General features: G+C 52.0%; 8 protein-coding genes. 2 read left to right on the top strand and 6 right to left on the bottom strand.

What is annotated here, in order from left to right; all coding sequences use genetic code 11:
- Positions 1-58: 58 nt before the first annotated feature.
- The 4 genes from JQX08_RS01405 to JQX08_RS01390 all read right to left on the bottom strand — a co-directional run bounded on the left by JQX08_RS01405 (position 59) and on the right by JQX08_RS01390 (position 3,508).
- Positions 59-1,405, bottom strand: a complete 1,347-nt coding sequence (locus JQX08_RS01405; RefSeq protein ID WP_204914183.1) for a class II 3-deoxy-7-phosphoheptulonate synthase — start codon at positions 1,403-1,405, stop codon at positions 59-61.
- Positions 1,406-1,474: 69 nt separating this feature from the next.
- Positions 1,475-1,831 carry a histone-like nucleoid-structuring protein, MvaT/MvaU family gene (locus tag JQX08_RS01400; protein WP_204914182.1) on the bottom strand — a complete coding sequence of 119 codons (357 nt, stop codon included), beginning with the start codon at positions 1,829-1,831 and terminating at the stop codon, positions 1,475-1,477.
- Between the two features lie 14 nt (positions 1,832-1,845).
- Positions 1,846-2,886: a hypothetical protein gene (locus tag JQX08_RS01395; RefSeq protein WP_204914181.1), complete on the bottom strand. Its 1,041-nt coding sequence runs from the start codon at positions 2,884-2,886 to the stop codon at positions 1,846-1,848.
- 61 nt (positions 2,887-2,947) lie between these two features.
- Positions 2,948-3,508: a hypothetical protein gene (locus JQX08_RS01390; RefSeq protein WP_204914180.1), complete on the bottom strand. Its 561-nt coding sequence runs from the start codon at positions 3,506-3,508 to the stop codon at positions 2,948-2,950.
- 448 nt (positions 3,509-3,956) lie between these two features.
- Between JQX08_RS01390 and JQX08_RS01385 the strand changes: the two genes are divergently transcribed.
- Complete coding sequence (locus JQX08_RS01385) at positions 3,957-6,449, top strand: hypothetical protein (RefSeq protein WP_204914179.1); 2,493 nt, start codon at positions 3,957-3,959, stop codon at positions 6,447-6,449.
- A 681-nt stretch (positions 6,450-7,130) separates the two neighbouring features.
- Positions 7,131-7,538, top strand: a complete 408-nt coding sequence (locus JQX08_RS01380) for a hypothetical protein (protein ID WP_204914178.1) — start codon at positions 7,131-7,133, stop codon at positions 7,536-7,538.
- A 10-nt stretch (positions 7,539-7,548) separates the two neighbouring features.
- On the opposite strand, the gene JQX08_RS01375 is transcribed toward JQX08_RS01380, so the two are convergent.
- Positions 7,549-9,105 (bottom strand): DUF2357 domain-containing protein, encoded by a 1,557-nt coding sequence (locus JQX08_RS01375; protein WP_204914177.1) that lies wholly within the window; start codon positions 9,103-9,105, stop codon positions 7,549-7,551.
- A 3-nt stretch (positions 9,106-9,108) separates the two neighbouring features.
- On the bottom strand, positions 9,109-11,298 hold the full coding sequence (locus tag JQX08_RS01370; RefSeq protein WP_204914175.1) for an McrB family protein: 2,190 nt from the start codon (positions 11,296-11,298) through the stop codon (positions 9,109-9,111).
- Between the last annotated feature and the right edge of the window lie 184 nt (positions 11,299-11,482).

The following is an 11,482-nucleotide window of genomic DNA, read 5'->3' as shown; positions in this document are numbered from 1 at the left end:
TATGGCAATGACACTGAAGGGGTTAATGACTGGGCCAACAACCGCCACTCAGGATTGTTTAGCGCCGAATCTGCTTCAAGGTTTCGGCAATCAGAAAGGCCAATTCCAGTGACTGGTCTGCATTCATCCTTGGATCGCAGTGGGTGTGATAACGATCCGACAGGCCAGCTTCTGTGATTGGCCTGGAGCCTCCAATGCACTCGGTGACGTTCTGACCAGTCATTTCGATGTGAATGCCACCGGCATAGGTGCCCTCGGCCTGATGTACGGCAAAGAATTGCTTAACCTCGGCCAGAATCTGTGCGAAGTCACGGGTCTTGTAGCCACTGGACGCCTTGATGGTGTTGCCATGCATTGGGTCGGAACTCCAAAGCACTTGGCGTCCTTCACGTTGAACAGTCTGGATCAGGCGTGGCAGTCCAGCTTCGACCTTATCAGCCCCCATGCGCACGATCAGATTGAGGCGTCCGGGATCGTTCTGCGGGTTGAGGATGTCGATCAGGCGAATTAGGTCTTCGCTACCCATGCTCGGGCCGACTTTTACACCAATCGGGTTGCCAACACCTCGCAGGAACTCGACATGAGCGCCGTCCAGCTGTCGGGTACGGTCGCCAATCCACAGCATATGGGCTGAGCAGTCGTACCAGTCGCCGGTGAGGCTGTCTTTACGGACAAACGCCTGCTCGTAATTAAGCAGCAAGGCCTCGTGGGCAGTAAAGAAGCTGGTCTCGCGCACTTGTGCAGCGCTATCCATGCCGCATGCGCGCATGAAGGCCAGCGTTTCATCGATGCGGTCGGCTAGCTGACTGTATTTCTCTCCCAGCGCCGAGTTGGAAATGAAGTCGAGATTCCATTGATGCACCTGGTGCAGGTCGGCGAAGCCGCCCTGGGCGAAGGCTCGCAGCAGGTTCAACGTAGCGGTGGCCTGATGATAGGCCTGCAAAAGACGATCTGGGTCTGGCACGCGGCTGGAAGAGTCGAAGCCAATGCCGTTGACGATATCTCCCCGATAAGCCGGCAGCGTTAAGCCATCGATGGTCTCATCGTTGGCCGAGCGGGGCTTAGCAAACTGGCCAGCCATTCGCCCTACTTTGACCACCGGGCACCCAGCCGCAAAGGTCATGACGATGGCCATCTGCAATAGCACTTTGAATGTGTCGCGAATCTTGCCTGAACTAAACTCGGCAAAACTCTCAGCACAATCCCCGCCTTGCAGTAAGAACGCACGCCCCTGAGTAACCTCAGCAAATTGCCGTCGCAATTCACGGGCTTCACCTGCAAACACCAGCGGCGGGTAGCTGGCCAAGGCTTGCTCAACTGTGGCCAGTTTAGCAGCGTCGGGGTATTGAGGTTGCTGCTGGATTGGCTTGCCTCTCCAGCTTTCAGGACTCCAGGGGTGCGGCATGGTGGCTCTCGTTTTGAATCAGTTTGATCCGCTCAGCAAATCTAAATCGGCCAGAGTCGATGGAAATATCTACTGAAGCCAAGACTCAACAGTTTCAGCGCCGAACTCTTCCTTCCAAGCTTTCAGCACTTTGTGGTTCCCACCCTTGGTCTCAACACGCTCTTGATTGTGAGGGTTGATGTAGACCTTCAACTGACGCTCTTTGCGTTGACCAGCAGCGGCTGGGGCTCGCGCAGCACGAGCTTGTGGGTCCAGGATCAGCTTCACTTCACGCAGCGAGAAGCCGTACTCAGCTAGCAAAGCACGAATCTTTTTCTCGAACTCAATTTCTTTCTTGAGGCCATCGTCATTTTTCATAGCGTCGAGTTGAGCGAGTTGCTCAGCCAGCTGTGCTTCAAGCGCTTTGAATTCCGCGAGTTTGCTCATGATTTCCCCTAATTTTAGATCTTAGTTTCGTTGTATTCGCCGTGCAGCCGGTGGCGGTCTTTGTAATCTTCGAAATTCTCAAGACTATCTAGCTTGCGAATTTTTTCGGCAGCGGATTCTCGCAATGATTTCAGCTGCATGTCAGCCAGATTGTCGAAATTGGCTTCAAATGATTTGAGTCGATCTGTTTCTTCAGCGATCTGCTTTTCGATAATCGGCAAGTCGAGCTTTAGGTGAACGAGATCAGTGCCGAGGGTCGTTTTGAGCTGTAACCGGGTTCGAGTTGCTTTGTCGCGCAGGCGTTTCACCAGCCGGCGTTGCAGATCGAGCAGTGGTAGCTGGGCTTCACCGTCAACGATTTGCTTCTGGCAGTGCTCGATGATGCTAGTGAAATACTCGTATCGCTCTTCGAAAGCCTTCCTGGGGCGTCCCTCTGTCTGCTCTGGCTGTGGCTCTGCAAGCTCCTGTGTGCGGCGCAGGATAAGGTCGCGGCGCTTGTAGATCGCAGTATGCATTTGGCGATCTAGGGCGCCCAGGATGTCCTTTCCGGGTCGGCCTGCTGCTGTCGTTCCGTGCTGTTGTTGCAGCTGTTCAAGGTCTGCCGGGGCTTCGTTTGCTTCTTCTTCCATCGCTCGCAGCTTGCGAATTTCGTCTTCACATTCGATTTCGATGCGAGCTAGCTCCAGTTCCATGGGCATCTTCGGTTTGCCTGGCGCTAGACGAGTTTCGCTCGTCGGGAGTGCGTTCCACGCTTCTTCTGTGAAGCCCACTGGACGAAACAGATTCAACCTCTGCCGGACTGCCTTGGCCTCTGCTGATCGACCGGCATGCTCGTGGTGGGCAACTTCTCTTGCATACGTTAGGCGCTGGTTGAGCGTACTGAGGAGCAGAGGCGCTTCAGCTTCGTCAGCGTCGTCATGACCAGAGTTTTCGTTGAGCTGTCGCTCTAGATCGGCGCAGTTCTCATGCAGCCTGGCGACCAGCCGGCGCTGCTTCTCAAGAGGATCGAGAGGAGGGCGACCAGATGATTTTTTTCTTGACGACTTTACTTCCATGTGAAACACCTTGACAATTCAAATATTTAATGGTATAAGTATGATTATAAGGGGTTTAATGTCAAGGATGAGAGGGCTGCAAGACAGCCTTCGGGCGCCTCAGGGATCGTGGGTGCGGGCGGAACTGGTAATCAAGCTCGACGGAACGGGCTTTCCAGTACGCTCTGCCTTTCAGGATGAAGGCAGTGAGGTCACTTGCTAGGTAGTGGATTGCCATTCCTTTGCCATGGCTGGGTAGAACATCAAGGAATTGGTGTTTCGAGCGCCAGATCTGGAGAGATGCCTTGGAAATGCCAAAGGCTGCTACTTCAGCAGTGTTGAGCTTTGTTGTTGGGTCGATAGCAGGAAGAGGGTCTTCATTAAAAAGAACTGGAATGCGCGGATAAGAATGGTCAAAGCGAACTTTCTTCGCCTTGTCGCGGTACGCCATTACATCTGATCTCTTATAAAATACCTTCCTTCGCTCGCTGCGGAAAAAGGGGATGAACTCTTTCCCCCGCACGTCTGTACGTAGATTTCTTAGCGTTCCTACAGCTCTCTGAAGTATAGCCGCTGCTTGTGCTTCGCTAACGTACTCTGCGGTGTGAGTGTTTATCTTTATTTGCTCTTTAACAATTCGCATTTTTTATTATTCCCTTTGTGTGCGTCCATAACATCATTATAACATAAATAGTGCTAATAATTGATGTGTCAGGTTATGTTCATAATTTATACCGGCTTTGCCGAAAGTGGCCAGCGGAATTTGCTTAGGTCAGGGATTGTTATTTGTGCTTCTTTGTATATAGAACTTAGGGGCTGAGATAGAGCAGGCAGGCTTAAGACACATGCCCGCTGGTCAAATTAGCCAAAGGCTGTTTTGATAAATGTGATTGTCAGTCGGAACAGAAGTCATATTTTATATATAAATAATTCGACATCTGTTCTGGTGGTAAATGTGGTTGACGCTATTCAATATAAATTATTCAATTGCCTTTGTGTCTGTTGTTTAAAGGTTGATAAATAGTGGTAATATAGGAGTGTGCAAATAAGCATCGTCTTGCAGAGGCGTAACAATTAAGAAGGGTTATAAAATGAATATTCTTTACAAAAATACAAAGTTGGAGCATCGGGCTAATGAAATAAATACAAAATACGTTTTTATCTCTACTGCAAAAGCTGAAGCAATTGCTAACGACTATTCAGTTGTCGTAGCAAAGGCAGAAAATTTCGAAAACGTGGTCAAGCTTCAGGTAGAGTCAGGCAGGATTGCAATAGTTTGCATCACTGCTGAGACATATGCTGAGCTAATCGAACTCGCTAGGGCTTGCAAAGCTGGTGTTCTCTTCGTAAGTGAGTCAGCACCAAGTGAAAGTGTTTGTCTCGCCAGTCTGGCAGGCTATTCAAATTACGAACTAGACAAATTCGCCGCTGAAATCGGCGCTCAAATCGAAATTAAGCGCTTCGTAATGAGTGTTGCTCGTGAAGTGCCGTTCTCATTGTCCAGAGCTGACGCACAAAAAATTATTGGTGAAGCTGCTGGTCACGAGTCCGAATCGGCACTAGAGCTTCTCGATAAAGTTTTGGATAACGCCATTATTGGCTTTCAGCGCTTGAAGAAAGTTGCGATGAGCGACCAGATCGTCACTAGCAAACTGAGCGCGACCCGCCCTGGCTCTGAAGCTACAGCTGAACTGCTGGCATGCGCCAACAGAATTTATGACGAAGGCGGTGTCCACGTTCTCGAAGCTGGCCTCGGGTTCGGCAAAACTCAGCACGCTATCCGTCCGATCCTTCTCAAAGCAAAAGCTGATGGAAAAAAGACGACGCTGCTGACTCACAGAGTTTCTATTTCTGGCTCCTTCGATGACATTTGCGCTCAGTACAGCGATACGAAAATTATCGGCAATGAAGACAAGCTCGAAAGCCTGGCTCTTGTAGTGAACTCAGCGAACCAGCAACGCTTTCAGGTTCACACAGAGCAGAGCGACGTACTGATCATCGACGAGGGTTCACAAGTCATAGCTCACATCTTGCAGAAGGGCTTCAAAGGCAACCGTCGTGGTGTATTTCACGAGCTGGTGAAATTGATCAAAAGCGCTCGTTTGGTGCTCATTGCCGATGCCTTTATAAGTGATATATTAGTTAAATTTTTGGCTTTGGCAGGTAGGGAAATCAATTTCATGAGGGGGCGGGTAGATAATTCGCAGAATGAGATTGCGCTCTCTGAGATAGCTACTGCTCAGCGCATGATTATTGAAAATATCGCTACTAGCCTGAAGCCAATGATTGGCTTAGACAGCAAAAAGGAAGCTGAAGCGATGGCTAGCTACATTGAAAAGAGGGGTAAAAGAGTCCTGCTTGTGACGCAGACGACTCGCAGATACCCAGCCGTTGTTGCTTTCTTTAAAAATCCTAATACAGAGATGAAAAAATACGATGCTTTGGTCTATAGCCCGTCGATGCAATCCTCCATCAGCATCGTAGAAAAGCATTTCGACACTCACTACTGCTTGTTTTTTGGCGTTATTGGCGTAGACGACGCTAAACAATTCACTCGTCGTGATCGCACAAATAGGAAAGTAGTCGTTGGTGTGTCACGTCAAGTGCGTCAACAGCTTGATAAGGCTGATCTCATTGACGAGTTTTTTGCTAGTGATGACTATGTTTTCGACTCCATTGCTTTGTCATTTTATAAAGTTGATGCGAGAGAAAAGAATAATTTCCGCACCAATTTGGCAATTTCTTTCGAATCCGATGGTTACAAAGTAACGAGAGTCAAACCAATAGCTGCTGACGAGATTGCAGCGATGACATTTAATGGAGAAAAGCGTGCTGTAAAAGAATATGTAGTTAAGGAAACAATGAAAGCTGCTCAGGTAATCGTTAGAGCTGCCGATTTTGACGAATTTATTGAGCCGGAAAGTGAGGTTCAACGTTTTCATAATGACGCTCTGAAAGCCTCAAGAGCGCTCAACAAACAGGTATCCCAGCTGGACGATGATGATATTACTTTGTATAAAGAGGGCGTTGGCGTAGTGACTCTCATGAATGCAAGATGCTGCTTGCTTAATGATGCTAATTTTCATTCATTTGCTGAGCAAACTGAAAGCGAAAGGGGTCGGGATTACAAGGATTTAGCTGGTCGTAGAGTCTTTTTCTTAAAATTCATGAGCGTGATTGGTGTAGTAAATGGTGATGAAATACTGACTGATTCAGCGATGAAAAAAGCTGCTGAATTCGCTGTAAAATCAAAAGATTCGTTGATCGGCTATGGCATTCTGACAAAAAATGCTAAATGCAAAACTACGAATGAGATCAGTGCCACGGTCAATGCTGTCTTGAAATCGATTGGATTTTCAAAATCCAGGGTGAAAAGTGATGGTGAGTGGGTCTATCGCCTTTCTAAACCAGCTTTCTTGCGAGTAATCTCGTACATCGACAAGGGTCGTTATGATGAATTGACGAGGACCAATAGAAAGCAAGCATCAGTACAGCAAAAATTTGACTATCTCGTCAGTGCAAATTCTCTTACCGCATACAGAGAAATTCACAGGGAGAGAGCGATTTCAATTAATATAACTTAACTTGTGCTATAATAACTGCGTGAGGATGATAAATAGTCCTCACACTCTGCAAGCGACACCCTTGCCCGCCTGGTTACTACCTTTCCAGGTGGGCGTTTTTTGCCAAAGATGAACTTACCGATCTCGGATATCCAGGTTGATGTGTCAGTCTGCGCAGGCTATGGGGTGTCTATCTCTGTGGAAGAACTGAGTGCGTTGAGTTTGGCCTGGCAGATGGGCGAGACACGATGATTATCTGAAGTAGCTTATGAGAGGCGGCATTCTGAGCGCTGACTTTGGTACTGCTGGGACCAGTGACAGATAGCTGTAAGAAGTACCGCTAGCCAGCTAATGAGGTGACCATGGTCACCTCAATAACTGCCAGTAGACATGAAAATCCAGAATCGAAATTTCTGTAACAGAGGTGACCATGGTCACCTTTTGGCTGCGACGTGCTGAATTTAGTATCAGCTGGTCACTTAAGATCGGGCGGACGGGTGATTAAAATTAGCGTTTTAGATTTTAAGTGGTAGGTCTTTATTGTTTATTGTGGTTGTTTGTCGAGTCTATTAATTAAGCAGGATATTTGGTCATTTTAGAGGGAAAGTTGGTTGGTTTTAGTTTGCATTATGTGAGAGTTATTATTATAATATAAACATGGGCGAAGAAATTAGTCGGATGCTCTGTTGGATGTTGGCGTATATGGCTGATTTTTATTTTTGTGGTTACAGTATTTATGTGAGAAGAGAATGTGAGAGTGTTGATATAGTAGCTTTTGCAAATATTGACGAAAGCGCTGGTGGCCTCTGTAGGGAGCACTCCGTGGAAGTTGCAAGGAGGTTGTTTTATATTGACAATGATGGTTGTTTGGTGTCGACTGTTGATAGTGGGTTTGACTACTGTTCCTCATTGCTGGAGAAGTGTTCTTCGAGAATTTACAGGGAGATGTATGAGGCATGGGAAGCCGCAGAGGAGAACTATGTGCCTGAAATTCAAGAATTCGATGACGACGATAAACCAATATATTTTGACAAAAGCTATGTTCAGAGTTTCGGATCTTCTACTCCGAGAATCCCGAAAAAGCTTCTCAAGAAGCTGGTACGGCCATAATTGTTCGGGATTAGGAGTGAAGGGGCGAGAGCCATTTCTTGAACAGGTCCGACAGAAATGCGACTCCCGCCCCGTGAGGTAAAAACTCCGCGATAGCGCCAACACCATGTGTGTGGATGAAGTCAAGTTCACCAAGGCTTTCCACGTCGCTCGCTCCAGGCAGAAGCAAAATGCAGTGGCTGGGTCGCTCGGTCGCCGAACCACGACGAAGACGCAGACTGTCATGGTAAATGTGGGCCGACTCCATTGCTTCGAGGACATTTGCCCTGCCGCTACGCCATTTGGCGTCAAGGATGAGGGAGCGACAGGTGGTGTCGTTGTACACCACGATGAGAATGTCGGGCACACGTTCGCGAGAGATACTCCAGCCAAGTCTGTCAGTGTGTGGATCGGCCGCCGGAAACTTGGCTTGAAACAGCACTTCCATTAGGTGACCGCTGCTCAGTGGCACGTGAAACGCCAGCTGTGCATTCACCACCTTCGACCTAGACGGCGTCAACTTGATTCCCAGCAGTTGTTCAAAGCAGGCCACGACCTGAAGGAAACACCAGGTTTCGTAGATGCCCCAAGAAGGACTTACGTGAAGCTGATCGAGTGATTGATCACCCTCGACCCGGGAGGCCATCGCTGCACAGCCGAGGCGATAGGCCCGGTTGTAGGCTGGTTGTGCGGCTATCTGGGTGAGGCCTGAAGAGCCTGCGGCGCCAGCTTTCACGGCGTTGAAGGGGTGGTGCTGGATCAGCTGAGTGACCCTGCTCTCCAGGTGGTCCAGCAATGCAATGCGTCGGTGCAGGCGAGTGCCTTGCTCATCCTGACTATCCCCGAGCCGAAGGGCAGCGACGCGCTCCCGAAGCGCTGTCAAAGTCGCGCGAAAGCGTTTCAGCAAGCCGAGCAGGACGCGGTTAGCCGGTGTATCCACGGTTGGGGTCGAAGTCCACGCGTGGACCTGAATCGTGTCGAGTTGATCGACCGCTAATGACGTCCCGCTGAGCAGGGTCGACAGCTTGTGTTCGCGCAGCGCGGTGGGGTGCAGGCGCCGGGCGCGTGCGAGTGGCAGCATTTGCCTGTCGGCCGAGAGTTTCTGATGTGGTGAGCGGGCGAGGGCGGCCACGGCGCCCAGGAACTCATGGCCATATAGCCGAAGGCGCGCAAGCAGCACATGATCAGCATGGATGCCGGCGCGGCCTGTGTTGCCAAAGGCCAAGGTCGCGGCAGAAACACCGCCCAGCAGCGTCTGATCGAAGGTGCGGATCGCCTCAATGATTTCGGCGAATTTGTCGTCATCGGCCTTTTTTGCCGTTGGGCTGATTGTCAGGCAGTAAGTGGATTGCGCGCCTGAGGCATCAAGCACGTCGACACGCACCTGGCCGGCATAGAAACGTGGGCACCACTGGAACCAGCCTGATGCTGCTAGAAGTTCGACATCATCGACGAACACTCGCAGCGTGGTTGGCTCTGGGCGGATTTCATAATGGGTGTCTTCATGGAAGCCGGTCACCACCTCGCCAGCGGCGACCGCGATCCATTCCTCGTGGGCCTCTGAGCCCCGGCGGCGAACGGTGATCATTGCTTACCGCCAGAAACGCGCGGAGCCGGTTGCCACCAAGTCCTCTTGCAGACTCTTGACCTTCTGCTGGCAGCGCTCCAGGCCGTGCTTGACCAGCGTGGCGTGCACAGCGTCGAGTGCTTGCTGAAAGCGCTGTGAGGTTTCACCGCGTAGCTTGGGGAGGACCTTGGCATACACGACCTGATCGAGCGTGTGCAGATCGACCTGGGCGCTGGCGCTCTGGAAGGCGAGGTAGCTGAGCACGTCATCAATAGTCCGCCAGCCGAAATGCAAGCGGACGGGCTCCAGTGCCTTGACCAACTGCGACAGCAGGTCTTTCGCTGTTTGCTTCAGTCCCTCTGGGAGCGTGGTGGTCGCCCAGCCAGGGAAGGCCTCCACATTGATGTCCCAGAACTCCAAGGTGTAGGCGCGATCCAGGACTTTGTCGGAGAGGCCGTGGGTGGTCTCGTCCATGTTGAGGGTGCCGATGATCGCCAGGTTGGCGGGGTAGCGTACCCGCATGGGGACCGGGGTAATGTCCTCGCCCAGCTGGTGCAGGTCGATCCAACCACGGGTTTCCATGGCTGATAACACGGGCGCCAAGTACTGTTCGGGGTGGGACAGATTCATTTCGTCCAGGATGGCCACATAGGGGGTTTCTGGATCGTCTGCCGCCAGGAGTAGTAATTCCAGGAAAGGTGCGCTGCGGTAACTGGCCTCCTGAAGCGGATTGACATAGCCCAGCAATGGGCTGGGGTCGTACCACCCGGGTTGGACGGGAATGATGCGCACGTTCGGCGATTCGTCGTGAGACGTGCCGCGCAGTGCGTGGGCATAGTTCAGTGCCAGTTGAGTTTTGCCGGAGCCGGATATGCCAGTGAGCACCGCAAAGTGCCGTACAGGATGAAACCACAGTCCGGCATGGAGCTGGCTGATCAGCGCGGGCTCAAGTGTCAGGCGATTGCCTGCCAGCGCCTGAAGCCGAGTGTTAAGTTCCGTGGGGGTAGGTAGTTGAATCGCGCCCCCTGTGTCGACCTGAAGCTCGGCCACGGTCTGCGGTGGTTGGGGGAGAGACTCCGGCTTCCAGGTGACCAATTCCGCCCAGCGCTGACCCCGTTTCGCGAGGTAAATGCGCTTGTGAGGACCCGACTCGATGACGCCCAGGTGGTTGAGCCAACCTAACAACGAAGAGGGGGCGAACGCCGTCGTCCAGCCAGGGTTGACAGCTTGCAGGAGCGCGATCAGCTCGGCCTTGGTGAGCGGGGCCGTTTCCAAGGCTTTCACGATGTGGTCGGTGCCCAGGATGCGAGTCAGTAGCTGATCAGCCAGCTCATCAGGATCCTGGGTTTCCAACAGATTGGTGCCGCGTGCAGACAGCCGATAGGTGTCGCCCTCGCGCTTGCACAGATCGAAGTCTCGGGCGACCACGTTGATCATGGTGCCCACGCTGTTGGTGGCCAGGTTCGGGTTGTTTTGCTTCAACAGATCCGTGAACTCATCGCGGCTCACACCCTCGTTCAGCTCGGGGAGCAAACTGAGCAGGGTCTGAAAGCCGCCGCCCAAGGAGGTCAAGCCTTTGCGCCGTAGGCTGGCCGGGAAGGGCTTTAGGCCCAGCTCGGTTTCGTGCAGCGTCTCGGGCGTCTCGGGAGTGCTGTCGCTGTTCAGGCGCTCATACAGCAACCAGGACAAACAGACGCGTCGGGCTTGTGCTGCACTGTCTTCCTGTGGGATCGGGTCCAGCACTGCGTCAATACGGTCGCGGATCGTACGGTGCATGTGCACCGGGTGGTCGTGCCGGTTGCCGCCCAATTCCACATGCAATTCCTTGAGCATGCCGACGTTGGCGATGGTGGTGAAGTGCGCCGGGTAGAGGGCGCAGAAGACACGGTTGAGCTTGAGTCGGGGAATTCGGTCGCACAGTTTGCTCAGGCGGCGTTGCAGCTCGTTATACAGCTCGATCAGATGAATCTCGGCCTCGGCGGGATCTGTCGGCAGTGTGGCCGTAACAGCGGTGGCAAACCAGTCGATGAAGGCAGTATCAGCCAGTGCCGGTTCTATCCTCACATGGCCGCTGCCAGCAGAGGCCACCGGGTTCTGGTTCCACAACTGAAGGAGAAATGCTTGTTCATGCAGGCGGGTGGGAATCGCCTGTTGCACCTCACCGAGAAATTTTTCCAGCCGGAGCGCCCAAGCCTGGACGCTCTTCGATTGCATTGGGCCCGCCACTACTGCATCCAGGTGCGCCTTCAGGGCGGCATCGCTTCCAATTATTGCGCTCACGGTTTCCCAGTCTCCGACTGCAATGATCTCTGGGCTGCATCCTAGGCTGCGTCAAGGAACACGACTAGTTGTTTGTGTGGTGGTGTTTTAGCTGCGAGGTATTAGGTCAATCGACCCC

The organism is Zestomonas insulae (assembly GCF_016901015.1).
Taxonomy (GTDB): domain Bacteria; phylum Pseudomonadota; class Gammaproteobacteria; order Pseudomonadales; family Pseudomonadaceae; genus Aquipseudomonas; species Aquipseudomonas insulae.
The sequence above is the reverse complement of the archived record's forward strand: the minus strand, read 5'-3'. Positions and strand labels throughout refer to the sequence as shown.

Coding starts and splice junctions, on each gene's coding strand:
- JQX08_RS01405 (WP_204914183.1), bottom strand. CDS start 1,405: ATGCCGCACCCCTGGAGTCCTGAAAGCTGGAGAGGCAAGCCAATCCAG.
- JQX08_RS01400 (WP_204914182.1), bottom strand. CDS start 1,831: ATGAGCAAACTCGCGGAATTCAAAGCGCTTGAAGCACAGCTGGCTGAG.
- JQX08_RS01395 (WP_204914181.1), bottom strand. CDS start 2,886: ATGGAAGTAAAGTCGTCAAGAAAAAAATCATCTGGTCGCCCTCCTCTC.
- JQX08_RS01390 (WP_204914180.1), bottom strand. CDS start 3,508: ATGCGAATTGTTAAAGAGCAAATAAAGATAAACACTCACACCGCAGAG.
- JQX08_RS01385 (WP_204914179.1), top strand. CDS start 3,957: ATGAATATTCTTTACAAAAATACAAAGTTGGAGCATCGGGCTAATGAA.
- JQX08_RS01380 (WP_204914178.1), top strand. CDS start 7,131: ATGGCTGATTTTTATTTTTGTGGTTACAGTATTTATGTGAGAAGAGAA.
- JQX08_RS01375 (WP_204914177.1), bottom strand. CDS start 9,105: ATGATCACCGTTCGCCGCCGGGGCTCAGAGGCCCACGAGGAATGGATC.
- JQX08_RS01370 (WP_204914175.1), bottom strand. CDS start 11,298: ATGCAATCGAAGAGCGTCCAGGCTTGGGCGCTCCGGCTGGAAAAATTT.